At 67.1% G+C, this 23852-nt stretch carries 26 protein-coding genes; 11 read left to right on the forward strand and 15 right to left on the reverse strand.

Annotated elements, in window-relative coordinates:
- Window positions 1–20 precede the first annotated feature (20 nt).
- Both AC3A4Z_RS06350 and AC3A4Z_RS06355 read left to right on the forward strand, forming a co-directional pair.
- Window positions 21–497, forward strand: coding sequence for a DUF6023 family protein (locus AC3A4Z_RS06350; protein ID WP_498710807.1), 477 nt, complete (start codon window positions 21–23; stop codon window positions 495–497).
- A gap of 38 nt (window positions 498–535) precedes the next feature.
- Window positions 536–1105, forward strand: coding sequence for a DUF6023 family protein (locus AC3A4Z_RS06355; protein ID WP_493972772.1), 570 nt, complete (start codon window positions 536–538; stop codon window positions 1103–1105).
- A 26-nt stretch (window positions 1106–1131) separates the two neighbouring features.
- On the opposite strand, the gene trhO is transcribed toward AC3A4Z_RS06355, so the two are convergent.
- Entirely contained in the window at window positions 1132–2025 is an 894-nt protein-coding gene (trhO, locus tag AC3A4Z_RS06360) for an oxygen-dependent tRNA uridine(34) hydroxylase TrhO (RefSeq protein ID WP_498710808.1), read from the reverse strand.
- 151 nt (window positions 2026–2176) lie between these two features.
- Here trhO and AC3A4Z_RS06365 point away from each other — a divergent pair, with 151 nt between their 5' ends.
- Together AC3A4Z_RS06365 and AC3A4Z_RS06370 are read left to right on the forward strand one after the other, a co-directional pair.
- Entirely contained in the window at window positions 2177–2869 is a 693-nt protein-coding gene (locus AC3A4Z_RS06365; protein ID WP_498710809.1) for a GNAT family N-acetyltransferase, read from the forward strand.
- A 90-nt stretch (window positions 2870–2959) separates the two neighbouring features.
- Window positions 2960–5335 (forward strand): DEAD/DEAH box helicase, encoded by a 2376-nt coding sequence (locus tag AC3A4Z_RS06370; RefSeq protein ID WP_498710810.1) that lies wholly within the window; start codon window positions 2960–2962, stop codon window positions 5333–5335.
- 27 nt (window positions 5336–5362) lie between these two features.
- Here AC3A4Z_RS06370 and AC3A4Z_RS06375 read toward each other — a convergent pair whose 3' ends face one another.
- The 7 genes from AC3A4Z_RS06375 to ssd form a co-directional block, all read right to left on the reverse strand.
- A complete protein-coding gene (locus AC3A4Z_RS06375; protein WP_498710811.1) occupies window positions 5363–5719 on the reverse strand; it encodes an Rv3654c family TadE-like protein in 357 nt (118 codons plus the stop codon).
- Window positions 5716–6099 carry a TadE family type IV pilus minor pilin gene (locus tag AC3A4Z_RS06380; RefSeq protein ID WP_498710812.1) on the reverse strand — a complete coding sequence of 128 codons (384 nt, stop codon included), beginning with the start codon at window positions 6097–6099 and terminating at the stop codon, window positions 5716–5718. The genes AC3A4Z_RS06375 and AC3A4Z_RS06380 overlap by 4 nt, the downstream gene beginning before the upstream one ends.
- A gap of 68 nt (window positions 6100–6167) precedes the next feature.
- Window positions 6168–6515: a DUF4244 domain-containing protein gene (locus tag AC3A4Z_RS06385; protein WP_498710813.1), complete on the reverse strand. Its 348-nt coding sequence runs from the start codon at window positions 6513–6515 to the stop codon at window positions 6168–6170.
- 199 nt (window positions 6516–6714) lie between these two features.
- Window positions 6715–7335 carry a type II secretion system F family protein gene (locus AC3A4Z_RS06390; protein ID WP_498710814.1) on the reverse strand — a complete coding sequence of 207 codons (621 nt, stop codon included), beginning with the start codon at window positions 7333–7335 and terminating at the stop codon, window positions 6715–6717.
- Complete coding sequence (locus AC3A4Z_RS06395) at window positions 7332–8138, reverse strand: hypothetical protein (RefSeq protein WP_498710815.1); 807 nt, start codon at window positions 8136–8138, stop codon at window positions 7332–7334. Before AC3A4Z_RS06395 ends, AC3A4Z_RS06390 begins: the two co-directional genes overlap by 4 nt.
- Entirely contained in the window at window positions 8135–9409 is a 1275-nt protein-coding gene (locus AC3A4Z_RS06400) for a TadA family conjugal transfer-associated ATPase (RefSeq protein ID WP_498710816.1), read from the reverse strand. The genes AC3A4Z_RS06395 and AC3A4Z_RS06400 overlap by 4 nt, the downstream gene beginning before the upstream one ends.
- On the reverse strand, window positions 9406–10605 hold the full coding sequence (ssd, locus tag AC3A4Z_RS06405) for a septum site-determining protein Ssd (RefSeq protein WP_498710817.1): 1200 nt from the start codon (window positions 10603–10605) through the stop codon (window positions 9406–9408). Before ssd ends, AC3A4Z_RS06400 begins: the two co-directional genes overlap by 4 nt.
- Before the next feature lie 136 nt (window positions 10606–10741).
- On the opposite strand from ssd, the gene AC3A4Z_RS06410 reads away from it, so the two are divergent.
- Together AC3A4Z_RS06410 and AC3A4Z_RS06415 are read left to right on the forward strand one after the other, a co-directional pair.
- The gene (locus AC3A4Z_RS06410) at window positions 10742–12460 is read left to right on the forward strand and encodes a bifunctional 3'-5' exonuclease/DNA polymerase (RefSeq protein ID WP_498710818.1); all 1719 of its coding nucleotides are present in this window, start codon (window positions 10742–10744) and stop codon (window positions 12458–12460) included.
- Window positions 12461–12635: 175 nt separating this feature from the next.
- Window positions 12636–12827, forward strand: a complete 192-nt coding sequence (locus AC3A4Z_RS06415; protein WP_050053824.1) for a YegP family protein — start codon at window positions 12636–12638, stop codon at window positions 12825–12827.
- Between the two features lie 31 nt (window positions 12828–12858).
- Here AC3A4Z_RS06415 and AC3A4Z_RS06420 read toward each other — a convergent pair whose 3' ends face one another.
- The 3 genes from AC3A4Z_RS06420 to AC3A4Z_RS06430 all read right to left on the reverse strand — a co-directional run bounded on the left by AC3A4Z_RS06420 (window position 12859) and on the right by AC3A4Z_RS06430 (window position 15806).
- Window positions 12859–13536: an NUDIX hydrolase gene (locus AC3A4Z_RS06420; protein ID WP_498710819.1), complete on the reverse strand. Its 678-nt coding sequence runs from the start codon at window positions 13534–13536 to the stop codon at window positions 12859–12861.
- Entirely contained in the window at window positions 13533–14327 is a 795-nt protein-coding gene (nth, locus tag AC3A4Z_RS06425; RefSeq protein WP_498710820.1) for an endonuclease III, read from the reverse strand. The genes AC3A4Z_RS06420 and nth overlap by 4 nt, the downstream gene beginning before the upstream one ends.
- A 93-nt stretch (window positions 14328–14420) precedes the next feature.
- On the reverse strand, window positions 14421–15806 hold the full coding sequence (locus AC3A4Z_RS06430) for an energy-coupling factor transporter transmembrane component T family protein (RefSeq protein WP_498710821.1): 1386 nt from the start codon (window positions 15804–15806) through the stop codon (window positions 14421–14423).
- A 397-nt stretch (window positions 15807–16203) separates the two neighbouring features.
- On the opposite strand from AC3A4Z_RS06430, the gene acs reads away from it, so the two are divergent.
- The 3 genes from acs (at window position 16204) to aroQ (ending at window position 19641) form a co-directional block, all read left to right on the forward strand.
- Window positions 16204–18222, forward strand: coding sequence for an acetate--CoA ligase (gene acs, locus AC3A4Z_RS06435; RefSeq protein WP_498710822.1), 2019 nt, complete (start codon window positions 16204–16206; stop codon window positions 18220–18222).
- Window positions 18223–18318: 96 nt separating this feature from the next.
- Window positions 18319–19143: a DeoR/GlpR family DNA-binding transcription regulator gene (locus tag AC3A4Z_RS06440; protein WP_498710823.1), complete on the forward strand. Its 825-nt coding sequence runs from the start codon at window positions 18319–18321 to the stop codon at window positions 19141–19143.
- Window positions 19144–19182: 39 nt separating this feature from the next.
- Complete coding sequence (aroQ, locus tag AC3A4Z_RS06445) at window positions 19183–19641, forward strand: type II 3-dehydroquinate dehydratase (protein WP_498710824.1); 459 nt, start codon at window positions 19183–19185, stop codon at window positions 19639–19641.
- Between the two features lie 28 nt (window positions 19642–19669).
- Here the strand turns inward: aroQ and AC3A4Z_RS06450 are convergent, their stop codons facing one another.
- Entirely contained in the window at window positions 19670–20854 is a 1185-nt protein-coding gene (locus tag AC3A4Z_RS06450; protein WP_498710825.1) for a MarP family serine protease, read from the reverse strand.
- Between the two features lie 184 nt (window positions 20855–21038).
- On the opposite strand from AC3A4Z_RS06450, the gene AC3A4Z_RS06455 reads away from it, so the two are divergent.
- A complete protein-coding gene (locus AC3A4Z_RS06455) occupies window positions 21039–21716 on the forward strand; it encodes a Crp/Fnr family transcriptional regulator (RefSeq protein WP_009359192.1) in 678 nt (225 codons plus the stop codon).
- Between the two features lie 295 nt (window positions 21717–22011).
- Complete coding sequence (locus AC3A4Z_RS06460) at window positions 22012–22194, forward strand: hypothetical protein (protein WP_498710826.1); 183 nt, start codon at window positions 22012–22014, stop codon at window positions 22192–22194.
- Between the two features lie 10 nt (window positions 22195–22204).
- Here the strand turns inward: AC3A4Z_RS06460 and AC3A4Z_RS06465 are convergent, their stop codons facing one another.
- From AC3A4Z_RS06465 to sp36, 3 genes are read right to left on the reverse strand one after another with little or no spacing between them, the layout of a single operon-like run.
- On the reverse strand, window positions 22205–23116 hold the full coding sequence (locus AC3A4Z_RS06465; protein ID WP_498710827.1) for an NUDIX hydrolase: 912 nt from the start codon (window positions 23114–23116) through the stop codon (window positions 22205–22207).
- Window positions 23117–23131: 15 nt separating this feature from the next.
- Window positions 23132–23665 (reverse strand): Atu1372/SO_1960 family protein, encoded by a 534-nt coding sequence (locus AC3A4Z_RS06470; RefSeq protein WP_493972752.1) that lies wholly within the window; start codon window positions 23663–23665, stop codon window positions 23132–23134.
- 1 nt (window position 23666) lies between these two features.
- Window positions 23667–23822 (reverse strand): Sp36 family protein, encoded by a 156-nt coding sequence (gene sp36, locus AC3A4Z_RS06475; protein WP_003797879.1) that lies wholly within the window; start codon window positions 23820–23822, stop codon window positions 23667–23669.
- Window positions 23823–23852: the final 30 nt, after the last annotated feature.

Consider the following 23852-nt stretch of genomic DNA (forward strand, 5'->3'; position numbering starts at 1 on the left):
GGACGGGGTAGCGTTGGAGTATGCCAACAACGCTTTCCGTCCTTCCGCGCGCCCGGAAGCAGCCCGCCGGCCCGAGGCGCTTCCCGCGCACAGCATTGGCGCTGGCAGGCCTGGCGGCTGTTGCCCTGGCAGGGTGCTCCCCGGTGGTGTCCATCGAGAACGCCGACGTGCCGCAGTGGCGGGCCACCGCGCTTCCAACAGCGCCCGGCGCCCTGCTGGAAGACGCCGGAAAAATTCTCAACCGGAACCGGATCGTCGAAGAGGCTTCGAACGTCAACGCGGGCCGCTACACCTTGACGGCGACGTGCGAGGGCGGCGGCAAGGCCTTCTTCGCTGTGTCGCTGGACGGGGAAGACGTAGTGGATGCCGGAGCCGCCTGCAACGGCAGCAAAGAGGTCACCAGGATTACGCTGCCACGCTCAGGGACGCTGCAGATCAGCACCTCCAGCGTTGATGCTCCCCTGATCTACGCCTACCGCCTGACGCCGGCCGAATAGCTATGGCCCGCAGGGGCGTGCGGGCTTAAAGTCGGACTATGCCCAGTGTGCGGAAATCCTCCGCGCCCAGTCCGGAGCGGACAGCCCCGGCGCCGCTGACGCGAAACCCTGCGGCCGCCGTCGTCCTCGGTCTTGTGCTCACGGCAGGGCTGGCGCTGGGCGGCTGCGAATACACGTACGACGACGGCCGGTGGGCTGATCCTGCCGACGCGGCGCAGACCGTGGCCCCGGCCCCGGCATTTACCCGCGATCCGCTGCAGCGCGAGCCTGTCAGCGAGGCCGAACTTGGAGCGTGGGTGGCACGCAGCCTGCCCGATACCGGCGATCCGGTGGTGCACGCGGCGGCCGGGTTGCTGGCTGCCGGCGAGGTACGCAGCGAAACGACTCCCGTGGTGCGAACCGGCACCTATGCTTTAGCGCTGACCTGCCGGAGCCAGCGCCGGGTGAACTTCGTGGTGCGCAGCGACGCACTGACCCTGGTTGACCTCGGGCTGCGGTGCGGCATCAACCGGGAAAATGTCATTTACCTCTCGGCCGAAACTGCGCTGACCATCACGGTGGAGGCGAGGACAGGCGCCAACTACGCCTACCGGCTCCGGCGCCTCTAGCGCCTGTGCGCTTCCCCGGCCGGGTCCTAGGCCGCGCAGCCTTCCGGGCAGCGCAGGGTTTCCGGGCTGGACGCACACTGGGTGCAGTACAGGGTCAGTGTGCGGCAGCTCGGGTTGGAGCAGTTTTCGAACTTGCTGGTGGGGGTCGAGCAGCGGGCGCATTGCCCGATGGTTTTGGCTTCCTCGCTGAACTCGAGGTGCATGCGCTTATCAAACACGTACAGCGAGCCTTCCCAGAGGCCCTGGTCCTTGAAGGTTTCGCCGTAGCGGACGATTCCGCCGTCCAGCTGGTACACCTCTTTGAAGCCGCGGTTGACCATCAGGCTGGAGAGCACCTCGCAGCGGATGCCGCCGGTGCAGTAGGTGACCACCGGTTTGTCCTTGAGGGAGTCGTACTTCCCGGACTCGAGTTCCTTGATGAAGTCGTGGGTGGTGGCGACGTCCGGGACGATGGCGTCCTTGAAGCGGCCGATCTGTGCTTCGAAGGCGTTCCGGCCGTCGAAGAAGACCACGTCTTCCCCGTCCTGCTTCCTGGCGTCCACGAGTTCATGCAGTTCCTCGGGCTTGAGGTGCCTGCCGCCGCCCACCACGCCGTTGGCGTCCACCTTGAGTTCGCCGGGGGCGCCGAAGGAGACGATCTCGTCACGCACCTTGACGCTGAGCCGGGGGAAGTCTTCCGCGCTGCCGTCGGACCATTTAACGTCGATACCGTGGAATCCCTTGTACTCACGCGTGGTCTTCACGTATTGCTTCACCGCGCCGATCTCGCCGCCCACGGTGGCGTTGATGCCGTCCTTGGAGATCAGGATGCGGCCGGTCAGTCCCAGCTTTTCGCAGAGGGCACGCTGCCAGAGCCGCACGGCGTCGGGATCAGCGATGGGGGTAAAGCCGTAAAAGAGGACGATTCGGTTCAAAGCCACGTATTTAAGGGTACCGGTTGGGATTCCAGGGCCAGGCCCCGATTCAGCCCTGGGCGGCCCGCAGGGTGTGCTGGATCACAATTGCATAAGCACCGCATTTCCGGCCTGCGAACCCCTGTTGCTTGTGTTCGGGGTGGAATAGTCTCATCGCATGAGCCCGGAAACCATGGTTAACGACATCACTGGCCTTCTTGAAGTGTGGGTGGCCGGCTGGGCAGGCTGTCGCGGTTACCGGACATCCTCAGAAGGCCGCTTCCCCGCCGCGCTCCGTACGGACACCTCCGGCGAATGGGAATTTTTCGCGTCCGAGCCAACGGACGCTGAATTTGCCGCTCTCGCGGCGAAGACGGCGGAAGTGCCGGCGAGGGTCCTGACCATCCTGACCAACGACCCCGCCCGTTATTCGGATCTTGCCCGCCAGCACGGGCTTAACGTTACTTCCGACTCCCAGGCCATGATGATCGTGGACATGGAAACCCAGGACGCCGAGGATCCGTGGCTGTCAGATGATGACCTTTCGCTGGCCACGTCCGAGCGGGACGGCGTGCACTACGCAGAGGTGCTCTCCGGTGACACGGTGGCTGCCAGCGGGCGTGTTTTTGTGGTGGGTGATACCGCCGTATTCGACAAAATCATCACCAACCCGGCATTCCAGCGGCGCGGACTGGGCAGTTTCATCATGCGGGCGCTGGCGGCGCAGGCGTTTGAGCACGACGTCCAGACCGGGCTGTTGCTGGCGTCCCTCGACGGGCAGAAGCTCTATTCGCATCTTGGCTGGACCACTGTTTCCCGCGTGCTGATGCTGTCCGCCTCCCACGACGGATCCGACCTGTCCCTCAGCTAGTCTGCTGGCTTTCCTCGTTTCCCGGGTATCGCGTTTACCCCGAGGGCGAATCCGGCGCGCCCGGCCCGCGGCGGGTGAAACAATATTGGGGTGAACCCCCATGACTCCCTGATTCCCCTGCTGGGCCGCGGCCCGGACCCGGAACAGCTGCGTCATGTCCGCACCATCCCTGCCCGCAAGGCGGTGCACGAACCGTGGCCGTCATGGGTCCACCCGGACCTGGTGGCTGCCTACGGGTCGCTGGGCGTGCAGCAGCCCTACCGCCACCAGGTGGAAGCAGCTGATATTGCCCATGGCGGCGAGCACGTTGTGGTGGCCACCGGCACGGCGTCGGGGAAGTCCCTCGCCTACCAGCTGCCGGCCCTCGATGCCATACACCGTTCCGAGCTGCGTGTTCTTGCCGAGCCCGGAAAGATCCACGACGACGGTGCGGTCACCCTGTACCTGTCGCCCACCAAGGCCCTCGCCGCCGACCAGCTGAACGCCATCCGGGCGCTGCAGCTGCCCACCGTCCGCGCGGAAACCTACGACGGCGACACCGACCCGGCCTCCCGGCGGTGGATCCGGGACCACGCCAACTTCATCCTCGCCAACCCGGACATGCTGCACTTCGGCATCCTTCCCAACCACGCGTGGTGGGCGGGGTTCTTCCGGCGCCTTCGCTACGTCATCATCGATGAGGCGCACAGCTACCGGGGCGTTTTCGGCTCACACGTGGCCAACCTGATGCGCCGGCTGCGGCGGATCTGCGCCTACTATGGTGCCGGCTCCGCATTTCCCGAGCCGGTATTCATCGCCGCTTCCGCCACCGCTTCTGATCCCGATATCTCCTTCGCCCGCCTCATCGGCGCACCGGTTAGGGCAGTCTCGGAGGACGGTTCACCGCACGGTGCCACCACCGTGGCGTTCTGGGAGCCGGCGCTGACCGAACTCCGCGGCGAGAACGGCGCCAAGGAACGGCGCACGGCCGTGGCCGAGACCTCGGACCTGCTGGCGAACCTCGTGTCGGCACACGTCCGGACCATTGCCTTCATCAAGTCCCGCCGCGGAGCGGAAACCATCTCCTCCATTACCAAGCGCCTGCTGGACGAGGTGGACCCAAGCCTCCCGCAGCGCGTGGCCGCCTACCGTTCCGGATACCTGCCCGAGGAACGCCGGGCGGTGGAAAAGGCACTGCGTTCCGGCAGCCTGCTCGGTGTCTCCAGCACCTCCGCGCTGGAGCTGGGGATCGACATCTCAGGACTGGACGCGGTCCTGGTTGCCGGCTGGCCCGGCACCAGGGCATCACTGTTCCAGCAGATCGGGCGGGCCGGCAGGGCAGGACAGGATGCGATTGCAGCCTTTGTTGCCAGTGATGATCCGCTGGACACCTTCCTGGTGAACCATCCGGAGGCCATCTTCGACGTCTCGGTGGAAGCGACTGTTTTCGACCCCGCCAACCCGTACGTGCTGGGACCCCATCTTTGCGCCGCGGCCGCCGAACTGCCGCTCGGCCCTGCTGAGCTGGACCTGTTCGGGAGCACTGCCGAGGCGCTTCTCGACCGCCTGGTGGCCCAGGGATATCTCCGGCGCCGCCCGGCGGGATGGTTCTGGACCCATTCCCAGAGTGCGGCCGCCATGGTGAACCTGCGCGCCGACGGCGGCGGGCCCGTCAGTATTGTTGATGCCGATACCGGCTCCCTTCTCGGGACGATGGACTCGCCCCAGACCCACTACCAGGCCCATACCGGTGCCGTTTACATCCACCAGGGCGACAGCTACGTGGTGGAGGATCTCAATGAAGACGACCACTGCGTGGTGGTCCGGCGCGCCAATCCCGATTACTACACCACGGCACGGGACGTCACCCAGATCGAGGTGCTGGAAACCCAGCGCACTGCCAGGTGGGGTGACGTTTCCCTGCACTTCGGCGACGTCAAGGTCACCACCCAGGTGGTTTCGTTCCAGCGCAAGGCCCTGATCTCCAACGAAATCCTGGGCGAGGAACCCCTCGACCTCGGCGCCCGCGAGTTGTTCACCAAGGCGGTGTGGTTTGTGGTGGACAACCGGTTCCTCACCGCCGCCGGCCTGATCGAGGCCCAGTTCCCGGGTGCCCTGCACGCAGCCGAGCACGCCGCAATCGGCCTGCTCCCGCTGGTGGCTTCGAGCGACCGGTGGGATATCGGCGGCGTTTCGACCGCCCTGCACGCCGATACCGGGGTGCCCACCATTTTTGTGTATGACGGGCACCCTGGCGGTGCCGGCTTTGCCGAGCGCGGGTTCGACAAGGCCAAAGTCTGGCTGGCCGCGACCCGCGATGCCATCAAAGCCTGCGAATGCGAATCAGGCTGCCCCTCCTGTGTGCAGTCGCCCAAGTGCGGGAACAAGAACAACCCCCTGGACAAGGCCGCCGCGGTCACCTTGCTCGAGGTCCTGCTGAAGGATGCCACCGAAGCCAGCCCTGAGAGTGTGGAAGCTAAGCGCTGACGCTATGCCCACGCTGGCGGTGCCTGCTCATGGTGGGGGTCCCGCCCGTGCACGGCCGCTCGCCACGCCCAGCATGGTCCGCTCGATCAGCTCCGTCTTGACGTCGACGGTCTGGCCCACGCCCTCAGAGCAGCTGACCAGGGTAGCGGCATGCCGTGCCGCTACTTCGGCGGCCACGCTGCACGGTTCCCCGGCGGTGACCCCGCGCAGGGCGTCGGCCGCGGCGAGGGCAGCGAGGTCGGCGGCGGCCGCTGCCCTGCTGGCGAGCACGGCCGACTGCGCCAGGAGCAGCAGCAGTGCCATGGCCATCATCACCACCAAAGCCAGCCCCGCCGCCAGCACCGTCCCCGAACCACGCTCCGGGGTGTCCGGGACGCCGGTCATCCGGTGCCTGCCGCAGCAGCCGCCAGCGGGATGGCTGCCGGGCTTGCCGCCAGCGCCGACGGGATGGCCGGGCTTGCCGCAGCCGTCTCGGTGCGGGTTGAGGCGCGTGCAGTCAGCGTCCAGGGGATGGAGGACCCCAGCGGGCCGCCTACCCGGTCCGTGACGGTGACGCTCAGCCATTCGCCGTCGGCTGCGACGGCCGCGGATGCGGACGTTCCCGAAAGGGTCCGGACGATCCTTTCCACGGCCGCGGAGTCATCACCGCGGGCGAGTGCACGGGCACCCGCCCTGGCTCCTTCCTCCAACCGAAGCTGGGTGACCCCGGCCGCGGCACCTGCGAGCAGCATGGCCAGGAGCAGCAGGACGGCAGGCAGTGTCACGGCAAACTCTGCGGTAACCGCGCCCCGCTCTGTAGGCCGACGAAGGCACAGCGCGTCCGGCGCGCAGGTCATGGCAAGGCCAGCGCCGTGCGGATCAGGTTCAGCAGGAAGCCCCGCACTTCCTCGCTTCGAAGGATGAAGACAAGCAGTCCGGCAAAGCCGACGGCGGCCAGGGTGGCGATAGCATACTCCGCCGTGGCCATACCGGCTTCTGATCCCAGCAGTCTCCGGATGCCGGTGCTGCGCCGGACGGTGGCACCCGGGTAAAGCTCCACCACGTTCGCTGGCAACGACACCGAAGTAGTTGCGGGTGTACCGGCAGATCGGGCTGCGGTGGCGCGCCGTTTCGTGTCCTGCCGGGCTGCTGCGAGTGCTGCGGTTCCAGCGGCGTAATGGCGGTCCTGGTTGATGGACATGCGGTGGTTCCTTTCGTTTGGCCGGCACTGTTGCCGGTGGTTTGACTCTTCCGGGCCATGCCGCGGGCGGTAAGGCCGGCTGTTGCGTAAGTGGAAAAGGTGGGCGGCTCAGCGGCTGTGGAGGGAAAGAGCACCGGCCTGGTCCGGCAGGTATCCAATGGTGCGGAGCCCCTGGGACAGCACCTTGGCGGCAGTGCGGCTATGAGCCCGAGGGGACCAGGGCCAGCAGGACGGGCACCACGCCGAGGCAGATAAAGGCCGGCAGTGAACACAGTCCCAGCGGGACCACCAGCTTGACGCCAAGGGAGGCCGCCCGCTTTTCGGCTGCCCGGAACCTCTCCCGGCGCAGCCTTGCTGCCTGCGCGTAGAGGATCGCGGACGAGGGCGCACCTGTCAGCGCCGCAAAGCCCAGGGCATCGCGCAACTCCAGAATCGCGGGCAGCCTGACGGCCGAGCTCCGCCACGCAGTCTCCCAGTCGGCTCCGATCGCCAGTGCGGAAACGACCGGACGAAGCGACTCGCGGTACTGCGACGACGCGGAGGCCGAGACAAGATCCAGGGAACGGCCAATCCCGGACCCGGCGTCGAGCATGGCGGCGACGAGTTCAAGCATCATGGCGGTGTCCTGCAGGCCGTCGGGACCGTCCCGGTTACGGGACCGGGCGCCGGCGGAAGGATGATGATCCCCCGCACCCGCTACTTGAGCCGTGGACACAGCGATCAGCCGCCTTCGTGGGCGGTCTTTCCCAAGGAAGGTGAGGCAGGCTGCGGCGGCCAACAGTGCCAGGAGTGCAAGCGACGCCAGCAGTGGTCCGGTCATGGCGCTCCCGCTCCTGCTGCCGCCGCCACCAGCCGGGCCGACCAGACCCTGCCCGCTATGGTGAGGGCAATCCCTGCTGCGAGCGCCGCCAGTCCCAGTGGCGTGCCCAGCAGAATGGCCAGCGGATCGACGCCGAGTGCCATGCCGAGCCCCAGCCCCATCAGCGGAAGCCACGTCAGCAGCCTGACCGTGGCTTTGGGCCCTGCCAGTGCCGTCTGGCGGGCGGCGTCGGCATCGTCCTCTACTTCCAGTTGCGCCGCGAACCGGGTCAGCACGTCAGCGAGGGCACACCCGCTTGCTTCTGCGATGTCGAAACAGGCGGCCAACTGGGACCAGATCCGGCACTCCCGGTCTGCCCGGGGAAACCCTGCGGGCAGGGAGCGCCTGATGGCCTCCGACACAGGAGCCCCTGTGGCTGCGGCGGTGCGGGCGGCTGCCAGCATGGCGACCGACCCCTGGGTGAGCCCGGCAGCCTGCCGCCCTGCACGCCGATGATCCGGTTCGATCTGCCCGTCCGCCCCGTAAACAAACCACAGCTCGTCCCACAGGCGGGCCGGCGTGCGCCCACCCTTCAGCAGTGCCGCCAGTTGCTGCACCACCAGGGTCATAGGTACCGCCGGGCCGGAGACTGCGGTCTTCCCGGTTCCGGGCCTGGCCCAGCGGAACGCACGGGCCCCAGGCTTGCCCGGTGAGCCGGCGGCAACACCGGACGTTGCGCGGCGGAACCTTCCAGCCGCACCGTGCGGAGGGCGAAGAATCAACAGCGCAGCCAGCACCAGGACCGATGCCAGGAGAACAGTCACAGGCCATGCCCCGGTTCAAGGCCCAGGCGTCCGGCCAAGGCGACCCACGCCGGACCCGCACCGATTATGCCTTGCGTGGCTTCCAGTGCGGACAGAACGTGAAGCCCGTCAGGGCCGTCCTCCATCACGCCGATGCACGCCACTTCCCTGCCGCGGCTGGTCCTTTCAACGTGGATCACCACGTCAAGGGCACTGGCGGCCTGAAGCCGGACACCGTCCGGGCTCAATCCCGCGAGGGCGCCCAGCGCGGTGAGCCGCGCAGGGACCGCGCCGGCAGTGTTGGCGTGGATGGTCCCGCCTCCGCCGCTGTGCCCGGTATTCATCGCCGTCAGCAATTCCCGCACCTCGGCGCCGCGGCACTCACCGACCACCAGCCGGTCGGGCCTCATGCGCAGCGCCTGCCGGACGAGCTCGCTCAGCCCCACTTCCCCGCCGCCTTCAAGATTGCCGTGCCGGGATTCGAGGGAGACCACATGCGGATGGACGGGGTTCAGTTCGGAGGCATCCTCAATGAGGACCAGCCGCTCCTCCGGGGCACACAGCCCCAAGAGGGTGGACAGCAGGGTGGTCTTTCCGGAGCCGGTGGCACCGCTGACCAAAAAGCTCAGCCGCAGTTCCAGCACCCGTTCCAGGACGTCCCTCATGAGGGGGCCGAACATGCCGGCTGCCTGCAGCTCGTCCATGGTGAAGACCCGTTCGCGGCGGATCCTGACGCTGAGCAGGGTTCCCGCTGTGGAAACGGGCGGGAGTACCGCATGGACGCGGTAGCCGCCTGCCAGCCGTACATCCACGCACGGTGAACCGTCATCCAGGCGGCGCCCTCCTGCGGCCACAAGCCTGCAGGCCAGCGCCCGCAGTTGGGCTTCATCGCCGAAGGCCACCTGCACGCGCTCGATGCCCCGGCCGCGGTCCACCCACACCGAGTCCGGAGCATTGACGAAGATGTCCGTTACCGCCGGATCCCGTGTCAGCGGCTGGAGCGGTCCAAGCCCGTTGAGCTCGGCGCTGATGCGTTCCACCGCCGCGAGCGAGCCGGCAGTGCCCAGCAGCTTGCCGGTGGCCTGGACCGCCGCGGCCACGCGCGATGGCGTGACAGCACCGGCTTCGGCCATCATGGATTCGCGGACCGATTCCAACAGTCCTGCGTCCACAACCTGCCGCTCCACCTGGCGCGGGTCCCGGCGCTGGCCTTCCACGAGACGCCCTTCCAGGAGCCGGGCACGCCGCCGCAGCCCGTCAGCTGATCCCGATCCCCGCGCCGACTGGTTCATCCGAGCTCCCCGGCAGGCATTTCGTCACCCAGCGAATCAAGCACGGAAGCGGCAAAATGCCGGACGCTGCGCCGCTTGCCCAGGTCCAGCAGCCGGCCGGACTCCGTGGCGGCACCAACTCCCCGAATCTCAGGGACACGGCCCTGCACGGGAAGACCAATGGCCTCGGAGATCACGGACCCGTCCAGGGCAGACCCCGGCCTGCCCCGGACCAGGAGCCCGGCCTCCACGGGCGGAAACTCGTGGAGCAGCCGGACTGCCGCCACAGCCGCCTTCAGCTGGGCCGGGACCACCATCATGATCCGGTCGCAGTCCCAGGCGTAGGACTGCAACGGCGCAGCGCCCCTGCCAATGTCCAGCACCACCAGTTCATACCCCCGGCGTGCGGCGTCGAGCACGCCGGTGGTGGTGGGCGTGGACACCGGAATGGGCTGTTCACGGCTCGCCGGCCAGGACAGGAACGAAAACCCTCCGGCGACGGGCAGTGCGTCGGACAGCTGGCTCGAATCGATGCTGCCCCGCGCCTCGGAGAGGTCCGGCCAGCGCAGGCCGGGCGTTTCCTCGGCGGCGATGGCAAGTTCCAGCCCGCCGCCCCACGGATCACCGTCAACGAGCAGTACCCGGGCTCCCATCCCCGCCGCGGCCTGGGCTATCCAGATCGCTGCCGTGGTGGCCCCGGCCCCGCCGCACCCGCCGGTCACGCCCAGGATGATTCCGCCGGGGCCGGGCGCACGGGAGCGGCTGAGATGGTCCGCCAGCCAGGCCGCGGCGTCAGGGAGCACGGCCACCCGCTCAGCTCCCAGCGCCGCCGCCAGATGCCACAGGCTGTCGCCTTCACCGTCCAGACCGATGAGGACGGCCGGTGCCCGCCGCCGGGGCGGCAGCTCCCGGATATCACTGCCCACCAGGACAGCGGCCGAAGCGTCCCAGTACCTGGCCCCTTCCAGGGCATCGGTAACAACGCGAAGATGGGCGCCGGCCGCCGCCACAATCCGCTCCACCTCGGCGCGCACAACAGCGGATGCGGTAACCAGCAGCACCTCTTCCCCGCTGTCCGGCAGCCATGCATCGGCCGGCCCTTCCAAACCGGCTGCGAAACCGGGAGGACCCGAAGGAAGCCCGTCCTCCGGGCTCCGGAATGACCGCCTGGCGAGGACCGGATCAGGGGCGGAGGGAGTCAACTCATGCCTGCTCATGGAGCCACTGTCCGCCACCGGCCGGTCGAGGATAAGGAGGTCCCGGCCGTATGTGCACAAAACCGGCGCGAACAAACCCTGTGCAGGACGAGTCCCGGCGGCAAAGCGCCGGGAAAAGACAAGGCAGAATTGGAGCATGTACCTCCTGCTCGCCGCCCACCCCTCCGGCGCGGTCCTGCAGGAACTCACGCAGGCAGGCCAACCACACCCCGCCAATCCGGAACCGAGGATGGTCTCCGCAGGTGAGCTGGCCGGCGTCGTCCTTGGACTGGAACGCAGGCCGGGCGCCGGGCAGCCGCCCCGCTGGATCTGGCACCGCACCCAGGACTGGTATCCCTCCCTTCTCGCGCAGGGGGTGGAACTTGAGCGGTGCTATGACCTGAGCCTGTGCGGGAACATCCTGGCCCTCTCCCAGTTCGCGGCCCACACCGAGTACGCCCGGAACGCCGGGAAGATCACGCTTGATGATCCCGAGCAGCCGCCCCGTGCGTTGCAGCCGCCCCCGCCGCCTCCGGAACAGGATGCCCTGTTCGATGATCCCAAAACGGGCTCCGAACCCCGTTTTACGCTTGGGGACCTCCGCACTGAGTACGCCTCCCAGCAGGAAGCCCTGGCCGCTGTAAGCCCGGAGGAGAACCGGCGGAACCGGCTGCAGCTCCTGCTGGCCGCGGAATCCGCCGGCGCGATGATCGCAGCCGAAATGCAGCACACCGGAGTACCCTGGCGGGAGGACCTGCACGAGGAAATCCTTGCCGATTACCTGGGCCCGCGCCCTCCACTGGGCCACCGCCCGGCCAAACTCGAGGCCCTGAACCTGGAACTGCGCGGGCTGTTGAACGCCCCGATGCTCAACCCGGATTCCCCGCAGGAACTCATCCGGGCCCTGCACCGGAACGGCATCGAGGTCAAAAGCACCCGGCAATGGGAGCTGAAGGAGTCCAAGCACCCGGCCATCGGGCCGCTCCTGGCCTACAAGAAGCTGTCCAGGCTGCACACGGCGAACGGCTGGGCCTGGCTGGACGCGTGGGTGGCCGGCGGCAGGTTCCGGCCCGAATACGTGGTGGGTGGGGTGGTCTCGGGCCGCTGGGCATCCCGCGGCGGTGGCGCGCTGCAGATTCCCCGCCAGATCCGCGGCGCCGTCCATGCCGATCCCGGCCACAAGCTGATCGTGGCCGATGCTTCCCAGCTTGAACCGCGGGTCCTGGTGGCGCTGGCGCAGGATTCCGTCATGGCCGAGGCTGCCCGGGACCAGGACCTTTACGCGGGGATCGCCGCGAAGGGGTTCGGCGGCGACCGGGCGAAGGCGAAGATGGCACTGCTGGGTGCCATGTATGGCGCCACGTCGGGCGAGGCCGGACGCCTGATGCCGCAGCTCACCCGGACCTACCCGCGGGCGGTGGGTTTTGTGGAGCAGGCCGCCCGGACGGGCGAGTCCGGCGGGACGGTCACCACCCGGCTGGGCCGCAGCAGCCCTCCTCCGTCGGAACGGTGGTTCGCAAGCCAGCGTCCGGCCTCGGCCGAGGAGCAGCGGCGCGCGGAATCGATCGCCCGTTCCAGGGGGCGTTTCACGCGCAACTTTGTGGTCCAGGGTTCCGCGGCGGACTGGGCGGCCTGCTGGCTGGCGGAATTGCGACGGCGGCTGCGAACCTTGCGCACGGACGGCCGGCCCGCGGCGGAGCTGGTCTTCTTCCTTCACGACGAAGTAATGGTCCACGCTCCCGTTCACCTGGTGGAGGCGTGCATCAAGGCGATCGAGGATGCCGCCTCCGCGGCCAAGGAGCTGTTGTTTGGACCTATCCCGGTGGAGTTTCCGGTGAGCGTGGCAGTGGTGGATTCCTACAACCACGCCAAATAGGAGCGGGGCGTGGCAACGTGCAGCATGCCCTCCGGCGCGACGTTTGTCGAGAAAAGTAACCTACCCGGGAGTAGCTCGCCGGGGCATCGTGACGCGGGTTACAGTCTTGGGGTGACTGAAACAGATCGGTCCAAAGGTTGCTGCAACGACGCAAACACCAGGGGAGGTCCGGCGAATGGCGGGCAGGTTTGAAATACATCGGGTTGGGGACGAGTCCTACCGGCTTCGGCTTACGGATGCGGAAGGAAACATCGTGGCCGTTTCGCCAAACTTCAAGTCTTTGAACACACTTGTGGAGGGCATCAAGGCGATGCGTGAGAATGCGGCCACGGGCATCGTGGTGGATCTCCGCCAGCAGCAGGCCTAGGACAACCGGGCTGGCGCTGCCGGGGCAAAATCTAGACACCCATCGGGTGCACCCGGCTCCGGTCCCAGGGCACGGCCCAGCCAAGCTGTTCAAAGAGGCCGTTCAGGACGATTCCGGTAAAACCCCAGACCACCACACCATTGACGGTGAAGGCCGGGCTGTCGAAGGTACGCCCGGCCCGGTGGACTGTGGCCATCACCCGGTTGTCCGGGTCCAGCAGGTCGCGGACGGGGATGCGGAACACCTGCGCGGACTCGGCGTAATCCACCACCCGTACGGGTGAAGGCGAGCGCCACCACCCGAGGACCGGGGTGACGAGGAAGTTGCTGTGGGCCAGGCCCAGCTCCTGCAGGGTGCCCAGGATTTCCACACCGTTGGTGTCGAGCCCCGTTTCCTCTTCGGCCTCCCGCAGGGCCGCCTGAACCGGTGTTTCCCGTGCGTCAATGGCGCCGCCGGGAAATGCCACCTGCCCGGGGTGGGAGCCCAGGGTGTGCGCGCGTTCCAGGAGCAGGACATCGAGGTCTGCCGGCGCCAGCGGTTTGTCCGAAGCAGCAGGAATCTCATCGAGCGCCCCGAACAGCATCAGGACAGCAGCCCTGCGCGCCCGACTGGCATCAACGGTCAGCGCCGCCCACAGCGGATCCGGCGCCGAGGCTGATCCTGACGCAGCCCTTTGGGCCAAGTCGATCAGGTCAGCGCGCGCGCTCACTGAGTCCTCTTTTGCGATTCCATCCTGATTTCAGCTGCCCTGTGGGTTTCGGCCTGCAGTTGGGCCAGGAGCGCTTCATTGCCGGGAGCGAGTTCGTACTTCAGGAGCTTGGCTGCCTTGGCAGGGTCTGTTTCACCCATGCCGTAGCTGGGGCACCAGTTGGCAACAGGGCACGCGCCGCACGCCGGTTTGCGGGAGTGGCACACGCGCCGCCCGTGGAACACCACCCTGTGGGACAGCATGGTCCAGTCCTTCTTCTCGAAGAGCTCCGCGACATCGTATTCGATCTGGACCGGGTCCTCGGACTGCGTCCAGCCGAAGCGGCGTGCCAGGCGGCCAAAGTGGGTGTCCACCGTGATGCCGGGGATGCCGAAAGCGTTACCCAGCACCACATTGGCGGTTTTCCGGCCAACGCCCGGCAGGGTAACGAGGTCCTCCAGCCGGCCGGGAACCACTCCGTTGTACTCATCCACCAGCCGGGTGCACAACGCCACAAGGCTCCGGGTCTTGGCACGGAAGAAACCCGTGGGCTTGATGATCTCTTCGATCGCGGCGGGGTCCGCTTCCGCCATGGACCGTGGGTCCGGGTAACGGGCGAACAGCAGCGGAGTGATCTGGTTGACGGTGACGTCTGTGGTCTGCGCGGACAGGACCGTGGCCACCAGCAGTTCGAACGGGTTGCGGAAATCCAGTTCCGCGTGTGCGTAGGGGTACTTTTCCGCCAGGGCCCGGTTGATCCGGCGCGCCCGCCTCTTCAACCCGAGCACGGACTCCGAGGAGACCACGGGCATACCCGCAGTCTGGCTGGCGGGAGCACTTCCACCGCCGGCCGGCCGATCGCTGACGGCCCTTGAGGCTTTGGCCGCCCGGGGCGAGGCCATCTGCTAGCCGCGCTCGATATTGCTCAGATCGCGCAGCACGCCCAGCCGCCCGTCCGTGTGCTGGACCAGGAACTCGTGCCCGCGGTCTTCCAGCGCCAGCACCCAGCCGCCGGGCTCGATGACGAAGGCCGGGGCACCGGTGCGGGGATCGAATGCGGTGCGGTGCTGTGCCACGGCAAACCAGAAGGCTTCATGGATGGGCTGCTCGTCCGATTCCTCGGGCCGGCTGGCGGGGTCTACGGTTGCCCCGATGGGAACATCGGCACGGACCTGCGGATGGACCGCCGTAGCGGCAGGCGGCTCCCAGGAGCCCTGTGCTGCAGGAGCAGAGGCAGCCGGACCGCCATGGTGGTTACCGCCGGTCCGCTGCCCCGCATCCGGGGAAGCCCCGGCACCCGGGGCGGGAATGTCGGCCAGCTGCGTCTGCTCCGCTGCGGGCGCGGAAGAGGGACGGACGACGTCGGACGCCTGGGTTGCGGGGCCCAGGTCACCTTCGGAGCGGACATCGGATGCTTCCGGGGCGGTGGAGACAGGTGCGGGACCCGCTGCCGGGGCCCCGACGGCGGCCGCGGTGGCACCATCGGCCGTGCCGGCCGTGGGGACTGCGGCTGTGGCGGGGGCGTGTGTGGCGGGAGCGTGGTTCGCAGCTGGGACGTGGTTCGTGGCGGGAGCGTGGTTGGCGGGCGAGTGGTGCGTGGCATCGGGCTGCACCGCGGAGGATCCGGCACCGGCACCGCTGAACAGGCCGCCGCTGGAGGCAGGCTTGGAAGCAGTGGAATCGGCCTTGGGCTTTTTGGGAGCGCGCGGCTTCTGGACGGGAATGGCGGCTTCCCGCGCCACCACATGCGCCGGAACTTCCGCGCGGCCCTGGAAATCGGGCGAGATGTAGGGAAGGAAGCGGCCCAGGACTGTCGCCGCGAACAGGACCAGGGCGCCGATCAGGCCCACCAGCAGGCTGGGAACGTAGGCACCCGCTACGGATAGGAAGAAGAAGGCTACCGCGAAGGAGGCCACCACGGATGCGAACTGGTCGACGGACAGCGACCCGATCCGGATTTTCGTGGCAGGGGCCAACCGGCGTGCGGCGAACAGTGCGCTTACCACCAGGGGCAGGACAATGCCCAGGCCCAGGAAGAAGAGGTTGTTCAGGTTCCACAGGTTGTACCTGCCGCCGAAGATGGGCAGCAGGGACGCGATGAACAAAATGAGGGTGGCGGCGAACACGGCCAGGTCCCGGATGGTGAACGGACCGAGCACAGCCTGGTGGGCGGTGGCGCCCTTCCCTTCGGACGTGGCCGCCTTGCCTGCGCCGGCGGACGGGGCGGCAGTGCTGCCGGATCCCGTCACACTGTCAGGACCCGTTTTCTGGCCGAAGATCTGCTGGTTCATTCTGTTCTCCTTAGCGTGGCGGCACCGGGACCAGTGGCCCCGAAACCGTGCCGTCGTACAACGGTTCCCTCACGTCCCGTGCGCCTGCGCGGCCCGGAGGAGAGGGTCCGAAGTGAAGTCACAATTCAAACTCAGCCTAGTCAACAGCCTGAGTGATCACTAGCCGGGAGGGGACGGCGGCCTGTCGCAGCACGTCCATTCACCGCTAAATAAATGCCGTTCGCTGGCCCGTCTGTGACAGCGCACACATGTGCTGCCGGGCAAGCATTAGTGTTGATTCCGGAACAGCTCTTTGCGGAAAATCCGTGACCAGCCGGTGCCCGTCGTCGTGCAGGCGGCGGAGCCCGGCCGGCGGCGGATGTCCGCGCAGCAAAGATCGATGAATGATGAGGTTCACATGTCCCAGGACACTTCAAGCTCCACGGCCACCGCATCCGAAGGCACCGGACAAAGCGGGCAGGCCGGCCAGCAGGGCGACGCCTTTGAAAACCTGCTGCACGAGACCCGCGCTTTTCCGCCCACTCCCGAGTTCGCCGCTGACGCCGTGGTCAAGGCCGGGGAGTATGAGGAGGCGGCCGCTGGTCGGCCGGCATTCTGGGCGAAGCAGGCGCGCGAGCTGCTGACCTGGAGCAAGGACTTTGACCAGCCGTTGGACTGGTCCAACCCGCCGTTTGCCAAGTGGTTTGTTGGCGGCGAAGTCAACGCTGCCTACAACGCGCTGGACCGGCACGTGGAAGCGGGCCGGGGCGACAGAGTGGCCATCTACTTCGAGGGCGAACCCGGCGATACCCGCACCTACACCTACGCGCAGCTGACCGAAGAGGTGAAGAAAGCCGCCAACGCCTTCGAGTCCCTCGGCGTGGTCAAGGGCGACCGGGTGGCCGTTTACCTGCCGATGATTCCAGAGGCCGTCATCACGTTGCTCGCGTGCGCCCGGATCGGTGCCGTGCATTCGGTGGTGTTCGGCGGTTTCTCCGCCGATGCGCTGCGGTCCAGGATCGAAGATGCCGAGGCCAAGCTCGTCGTCACCGCGGACGGGACCTACCGCCGCGGCAAGCCCAGCGCCCTCAAGACAGCTGTGGACGAGGCCCTCGCGAACGATGGCCACAGCGTGCAGAACGTGGTGGTGGTCAAGCGCAACGGCCAGGACGTGGACTGGACCGAGGGCCGGGACCACTGGTGGGCGGACACTGTGGAAGCGGCTTCCGCCGAGCACACCGCGGTGGGCCATGATTCCGAGCACCCGCTGTTCATCCTCTACACCTCAGGCACCACCGGCAAGCCCAAGGGCATCCTGCACACCACCGGCGGGTACCTCACCCAGACCGCGTACACCCACAAGGCCGTGTTCGACCTGCACCCGGACACGGACGTGTACTGGTGCACGGCCGACGTCGGCTGGGTCACCGGCCACTCCTACGTCACCTACGCCCCGCTCATCAACGGCGCCACCCAGGTGATGTACGAAGGCACCCCGGACTCACCCCATCAGGGCCGCTGGTGGGAGATCGTGGAGAAGTACAAGGTCTCCATCCTCTACACCGCCCCCACCGCGATCCGGACGTTCATGAAGTGGGGCCGGGAAATCCCGGACAAGTACGATCTGTCCTCCCTCCGCGTACTCGGGTCCGTGGGCGAACCCATCAACCCCGAAGCCTGGATGTGGTACCGGAAGGTCATCGGCGGGGACAAAACCCCCATCGTGGACACCTGGTGGCAGACCGAAACCGGCGCCCAGATGATCGCCCCGCTGCCCGGCGTCACCGCGGCCAAACCCGGCTCCGCCCAGGTGCCCCTGCCGGGCATTGCCGTGGACGTCGTGGACGAGATGGGCGAATCCGTCCCCAACGGCCACGGCGGCTTCCTGGTGATCCGCGAACCCTGGCCGGCCATGCTCCGCGGCATCTGGGGCGACCCCGAACGGTACAAGGACACCTACTGGTCCCGCTTTGAGAACATGTACTTCGCCGGCGACGGCGCCAAGAAGGACGAAGACGGCGACATCTGGCTCCTCGGCCGGGTGGACGACGTCATGAACATCTCCGGCCACCGGCTCTCCACCACCGAAATCGAATCCGCCCTGGTCTCCCACCCCGCCGTGGCCGAAGCAGCCGTCGTCGGAGCGTCAGACGAAACCACCGGCCAGGCCGTCGTCGCGTTCGTCATCCTCCGCGGGGACGCCATCGATTCCGGAGATGACATCGTCCAGGAACTCCGCAACCACGTGGGCAAGGAAATCGGCCCCATCGCCAAACCCAAGAACATCCTGGTGGTCCCCGAACTGCCCAAGACCCGCTCCGGCAAGATCATGCGCCGCCTCCTCAAGGACGTCGCCGAAGGCCGCGACCCAGGAGACGCGACTACCCTGTCGGATCCGACCATCATGCAGCAGATCGCGCAGTCGCTTCGAAAGTGACGGCATAACGACGGCGACGCTCGCCTAACGGCCGGGCGTCGCCGTCGTCGTATGCTGGGAGCAGCCCTTGCCGCCTGCGCCGAAGGATTCGCCTCCATGCTCCCTGCCGCCCGACATCAAGCGATTTTGGACGCCGTCCAGCGCGAGCGGGTTGTCCGGGTTTCCGACCTGGCCCAGCAACTGGGGGTATCGCTGATGACGGTGCGCCGCGACATTGAGGTGCTCGAAGAGGGCGGCCGCCTGGAGCGGATTCACGGCGGGGCAAAAATTCCCGGGCACACGAGCACACACGAGCCAGGTTTCGACCTAAAGGCCACACAACTGACAGCGGAAAAGCGTGCAATCGCCGTGGAAGCGGCCTCATTGGTGCATGAGGGAATGGCGGTGGGGCTGAGCGCTGGAACCACTACGTGGGCATTGGCCAAGGAACTGGTCAATGGCCCGCAGATCACAGTGGTCACTAACTCTGTGCGCATCGCCGACCTGTTCCACCACGGCGTATTGGCCGGTACTGCGCGCTTCGCTTCCACCGTGATCCTGATCGGCGGCGAGCGCACGCCGTCGGACGCCCTGGTGGGTCCCATCGCCACAGGTGCGCTGAAGCAGCTGCACCTGGACCTGCTGTTCCTTGGTGTCCACGGCATGGATGCGGTGGCAGGCTTCACCACGCCCAACCTGCTTGAGGCGGAAACGAACCGGGCGTTTGTGGCCGCAGCGCGAAAGACCGTGGTGCTGGCGGACCACACCAAGTGGGGGGTGCTGGGTATCAGTTCCATCGCGTCACTGGACGAAGTGGACGAGGTGATCAGCGACCCCGGGCTGGGTTTGGAGGCGCAGCGTGTCCTGCAGGAGAAGGTAGGCAGGCTGCGGCTCGCTGTCGCCCAGGGTGGCAGGCCCGGGCCAGTGATGAGCGAACCGTAAGAAATGCATCCCGGGCCCCGCAGCACTAGATTTGCATCCATGACTGAAGCCACCACCGCAGACAGCCGCGGCACCATCCTGGTAATCAACGGACCCAACCTGAACCTGCTGGGAACCCGCGAACCGGAAAAATACGGCACGTCCACCCTGGCTGACGTGGAGGAACTGGCCGCCCGCACTGCTCAGGCACACGGGTTCGCGGCCGAATGCGTTCAGTCAAACCATGAGGGCGTGCTGTTGGACGCCATCCACGCCGCCCGGGGATCCGCTGTCGGAATTGTCCTCAACGCCGGCGCCTTCACGCACACGTCCGTGGCACTTCGCGATGCCCTCGCAGCGGTGCAGCTGCCCGCCGTCGAGGTTCACATCACCAACGTGCACCAGCGCGAGGAATTCCGGCATCATTCGTTCCTGTCGCCGGTGTGCTCCGCGGTGATCGTCGGAGCCGGGGTATTCGGCTACAAGCTGGCCATCGACTACCTCGCGGAGGTCCTCTAGCCTCCTGCTGCTGCTTCTTGGAGGGCCCTTACTTCTGGATGCACTGCCCCGAAGAAACGGGGGCGCTCAGTGACGCGGCCTGCGAGGCTACGGGGTTCAGGTCGTCCATGGTGATGGCGAAGCCCATCTCCGCGTCAGACGTCGCTTTCGCGAAGATCACACCGGCCACCTGGCCGTCGGTGGTCAGGAGCGGGCCGCCGGAGTTGCCGGGCTGGACGTTCCCGGCCAGCCGGTAGATCTCTTCGGGCGACGGGTTGCTGCCGTAAATGTCCGGCACCAGCACCGTGGTGATGTCCTGGATGGTGGCGGGCCGGGACTGGAAAGGCCCGCCGTGCGGGTAGCCCGCGAACGCTGCCGGGCTGCCGCTGGGCAGGTCGGTGCTCAGCGGCAGGGGCTGGACAGGAAGGTCCTCCACGGCGAGCACGGCGAGGTCGTGCTGGGTGTCGAAGTAGACAACACGCCCGGGCATCGCTCCGCCGTCGGCCATCTCGACCACCGGCTCCGACACGCCCGCCACAACATGGGCGTTTGTGACGATCCGGTCTTCCGAAACCACGAAGCCGGTGCCCGTCTGGTTCTGGCCGCACTGGTACGCAGTCCCGGCAATTTTCAGGACGGATTCGGCGGCCCGGTTCAGGGCGGGGGTATCAGTGCTGACATCCGGCACCGGCACGGCCTGGCCCTGGTCCAGGCCCTCGATCAGCGTGGGAATGCCGTTGCCGATCACCTCCGACCGCAGCTGGGCCATGGTGGCTTTCACGGGGTCCGGTGTCATGCCGTCGATAAAACGGATCACCTTGGACTCGGCAAGCTGCTGGGAAACAAACGGCACGCCGAGGGAGCCGATACTGAAGGCCAGCATGGACATGACCAGGGCGGAGACCGCCAGGTTCACGGCGCCGCCCACCAGGCGGTCAACGGCCCGCAGCGGCCTGATCCGCATGGCGCCGCGGACTTGACGGCCGATCATGGTGCCGAGGCCGTGGCCGAGAACCACCAGCGCGACGGCGGCGGCCACGATGGCGGTCAGCCTCCATCCGGAGTCGGTCACGAAGCCGCTCACCAAGGGGACCGCGAAAAAGGCGGCGATGGCTCCGGCGGCAAACCCGGCAATGCCGCCGACCGTGACGAGGAAGCCGTTGCGCAGGCCGTAGGCCAGATAGGACAGCAGCGCCAGGATCAGGACGATGTCCAGGACAGTCAAGCCGACCACTAAGGCTCCTTATAAGCAGTTGTAGGCTCATTCTAGTGGCGCAGGCTGACAATTTTCTGAGGGCTGCCGCCGCCTCCCCTGCCCGCCGTTGGGGCGTTTTGGCTGCCAAGTTCGTCACAGAACCTTGAAAATTCTGAAACAATGGCACAAGCGCCACAGCCGACACTTTTATTCAGGAGATTTTATGGACATCGAGGTACTGCGCCGAGCACCACTTTTCGCCACGCTCGACGACGACGCATTCCGTCTGCTGACGGACGAGCTCACTGAGGTGGACCTTTCCCGCGGTGCTTCGGTTTTCCGTGAGGGCGACCAGGGCGACCAGCTCTACTTCATCGTTTCCGGCAAGGTGAAGCTGGGCCGCACCTCCCCGGACGGCCGTGAATCGCTCCTCGCCATCCTCGGCCCGGGTGAGCTCTTCGGCGAAATGGCCCTGTTCGATCCCAGCCCGCGTACCGCCACCGCCACCGCAGTGTCGGAGACCCGCCTTGCCGGGCTGAAGAACGAAAGCCTGAACAACCTGCTCCGCACCCGCCCCGAGGTTTCCGCGCAGCTCCTGCAGGCCCTCGCCCGCCGGCTGCGCCGCACCAACGATTCCCTCTCGGACCTGGTGTTCTCGGACGTGCCCGGCCGCGTTGCCAAGGCACTCCTGGACCTCGCGGACCGCTTCGGCCGCCCGGCCACGGACGGCGTGCTGGTTGCCCACGAGCTGACCCAGGAAGAGCTGGCCCAGCTGGTCGGAGCATCCCGCGAAACCGTGAACAAGGCCCTTGCTGAGTTCGTCCAGCGCGGCTGGCTCCGCCTGGAAGCCCGCGCCGTGGTCATCCTGGACATGCAGCGCCTCCGCCAGCGCTCCCGCTAGTCTGCACAGCACAAAGGCCGCCCCAAAAAGGGCGGCCTTTGTCATGTTCGGGAAGTTTTCGCCTCAACGCCAACAACGCCCGCTCACTTGTGGCCGCCTTGCTATAGACCCGTGCTCACTTGTGGCCGTCCTCCCGCGAACGCCGGCTCACATCTGCCGCCTGCTGACTGTGCGAGCGTGACAACCTCCCGGCCTATCTGAGCGGGCGTCCGGGTTTAGGCGACCAAATCTGAGCGGGCGTTGCGGGGCTCGCGGCTATGGCCCGGCGTAAAATTGGGCCTAGAGGTGCATGGCGATGTCCGTGGCTATGGTGGTTGTTTTGATCCTGCTGGGCTTGGCTTCCGTTGCCGCGATGGTCGGCACGGTGGTCCTGGTGATCCGGGACGGCCGCGGGCAGATTCCGCTGGAACCGCCCGTCAAACCGTGGACAGCCGGAAACCTGCCCAGCAGCCCCTATTCAACGCTGCGGCGCATCTAGGGCTTCATGTTCAGCGTTCGCGCTGGGGGTCCCCCGCCACGGTCTTGGCGGCCTCGACCTCGAGCAGGAGCTTTCCGTCTTCCTCCACCAGCTGCGGCTGGTAGACGTGCGCCTTGCGCTTGTAGCTGAGGTACGCGATGCAGCCGTTGGCCATGGCCATCTTTTCGAGCATGATCTCGGAGCCGGGCACCAGGAGCTCGCCGAGCGTGCGGCCCACGGTGTTCTCCTGGCCTACCTCGTCGCCCAGGGCAGTGGTGTCCCGCCCGGCTATGACCTCGGCAGCGTTAACCCACCGCCCCCACACACCCTTGCCTTCCAGCAGCGTGGGCTGCTGGTTCAGCGGAACGGTGGCGGCAAAGTAGCGGGTATCGAACCGGCGGTGGGCGAAGTCGGGGCTGCGCCAGTTAACCAGGGACTTCAGCAGGTCGGTCCGCAGCGACAGCCCGCGTTTGCCAAGAAGCTCCGGGAACGTCTTTTCCTGCTCGGCCACGGCGAGGCGGGCGCGCATCCAGTCAGCGGTGGATGTTGCTTCAAAGGTGGTGGCCATATCCGGGCCGGCAAGGAGCAGGCCGGTCTCCTCGAAGAGTTCGCGGATGGCTCCCACCACATGGCGGCGCGCCAGCCCGACGTCGTCCGTTCCCATCTGCTCAGCCCAATGCTGGGGTGAGGGGCCCAGCCAGCCGACGGGGTCGTCGTCGGCGGCGTCCAGTGAGCCACCGGGAAACGCGAGGACCCCCAGCGGCGAGGAACCGGGCCGGTAAGCCAGCCAGGTTTCCAGGCCGGTGGGGGAATCACGCAGCAGGACAACGGACGATGCGAGGCGGGCGGCCCGAGGGCTCCTCTCGCCGTGTTCAAGCCAGCTCTGCGCTGCCCCTTCAAGGTCTTGAGGGAGTGCAAACAGGCGTCGGGCGAGCTGAGGCAAAGGAAGCGACCGGTCCTAGCTGAATTCGGCGATCAGTTCGACCTCTACCGGAGAGTCGAGCGGCAGCACGGAAACGCCGACGGCGGAACGTGCGTGCTGGCCTGCGTCACCGAGGACGCGGCCCAGCAGTTCCGAGGCACCGTTGATCACGCCGGGCTGCCCTGTGAAGGACGGGTCCGATGAGACGAATCCCACAACCTTGACGATCCGGGTGATGCGGTCGAGGTCGCCGATGACGCTTTTGACGGCTGCCAGGGCGTTGACGGCGCAGACCGCGGCGTACTGCTGGGCGTCCTCGGGCGAAACGGTGGGCTCGTCGGCGAAGCCTTCAGTGCCGGCGGAGACTTTCCCGGTTGCCGGGAGTTTGCCATTAATGAAAGGCAGCTGGCCGGAGGTGTAGACGTGGTTGCCGGAGATCACGGCGGGGACGTAGGCGGCTACCGGGGCGGCCACCTCGGGAAGGGTCAGCCCCAGGTCCGCCAGCCGCTGCTCAACAGCGGAAACAGGCGTGGCGGCGGTGCCGGACTGGGCTTCTGCGGAGGTGCTCATGCTACTGCTTCTCCCTCTTCAGGTAGGCAACCAGACCGTTTCCGTCCGGTCCGGGAACTACCTGGACAAGCTCCCAGCCGTCATCTCCCCACTGGTCCAGGATCTGTTTTGTGGCATGGATAATGAGCGGAATCGTGGCGTACTCCCATTTGGTCATGAGAGAAAGACTAGTCCTTGCCGGTAAAGT

Source organism: Arthrobacter sp. Soil_C_49, assembly GCF_057656635.1.

Excerpts from the sequence above, each read along its gene's own strand:
- AC3A4Z_RS06350 (WP_498710807.1), top strand. The coding sequence starts at position 21 with ATGCCAACAACGCTTTCCGTCCTTCCGCGCGCCCGGAAGCAGCCCGCC.
- AC3A4Z_RS06355 (WP_493972772.1), top strand. The coding sequence starts at position 536 with ATGCCCAGTGTGCGGAAATCCTCCGCGCCCAGTCCGGAGCGGACAGCC.
- AC3A4Z_RS06365 (WP_498710809.1), top strand. The coding sequence starts at position 2,177 with ATGAGCCCGGAAACCATGGTTAACGACATCACTGGCCTTCTTGAAGTG.
- AC3A4Z_RS06375 (WP_498710811.1), bottom strand. The coding sequence starts at position 5,719 with ATGACCGGCGTCCCGGACACCCCGGAGCGTGGTTCGGGGACGGTGCTG.
- AC3A4Z_RS06385 (WP_498710813.1), bottom strand. The coding sequence starts at position 6,515 with ATGTCCATCAACCAGGACCGCCATTACGCCGCTGGAACCGCAGCACTC.
- AC3A4Z_RS06390 (WP_498710814.1), bottom strand. The coding sequence starts at position 7,335 with ATGACCGGACCACTGCTGGCGTCGCTTGCACTCCTGGCACTGTTGGCC.
- AC3A4Z_RS06400 (WP_498710816.1), bottom strand. The coding sequence starts at position 9,409 with ATGAACCAGTCGGCGCGGGGATCGGGATCAGCTGACGGGCTGCGGCGG.
- ssd (WP_498710817.1), bottom strand. The coding sequence starts at position 10,605 with ATGAGCAGGCATGAGTTGACTCCCTCCGCCCCTGATCCGGTCCTCGCC.
- AC3A4Z_RS06410 (WP_498710818.1), top strand. The coding sequence starts at position 10,742 with ATGTACCTCCTGCTCGCCGCCCACCCCTCCGGCGCGGTCCTGCAGGAA.
- AC3A4Z_RS06415 (WP_050053824.1), top strand. The coding sequence starts at position 12,636 with ATGGCGGGCAGGTTTGAAATACATCGGGTTGGGGACGAGTCCTACCGG.
- nth (WP_498710820.1), bottom strand. The coding sequence starts at position 14,327 with ATGCCCGTGGTCTCCTCGGAGTCCGTGCTCGGGTTGAAGAGGCGGGCG.
- AC3A4Z_RS06430 (WP_498710821.1), bottom strand. The coding sequence starts at position 15,806 with ATGAACCAGCAGATCTTCGGCCAGAAAACGGGTCCTGACAGTGTGACG.
- acs (WP_498710822.1), top strand. The coding sequence starts at position 16,204 with ATGTCCCAGGACACTTCAAGCTCCACGGCCACCGCATCCGAAGGCACC.
- AC3A4Z_RS06440 (WP_498710823.1), top strand. The coding sequence starts at position 18,319 with ATGCTCCCTGCCGCCCGACATCAAGCGATTTTGGACGCCGTCCAGCGC.
- aroQ (WP_498710824.1), top strand. The coding sequence starts at position 19,183 with ATGACTGAAGCCACCACCGCAGACAGCCGCGGCACCATCCTGGTAATC.
- AC3A4Z_RS06455 (WP_009359192.1), top strand. The coding sequence starts at position 21,039 with ATGGACATCGAGGTACTGCGCCGAGCACCACTTTTCGCCACGCTCGAC.
- AC3A4Z_RS06460 (WP_498710826.1), top strand. The coding sequence starts at position 22,012 with ATGTCCGTGGCTATGGTGGTTGTTTTGATCCTGCTGGGCTTGGCTTCC.
- AC3A4Z_RS06470 (WP_493972752.1), bottom strand. The coding sequence starts at position 23,665 with ATGAGCACCTCCGCAGAAGCCCAGTCCGGCACCGCCGCCACGCCTGTT.
- sp36 (WP_003797879.1), bottom strand. The coding sequence starts at position 23,822 with ATGACCAAATGGGAGTACGCCACGATTCCGCTCATTATCCATGCCACA.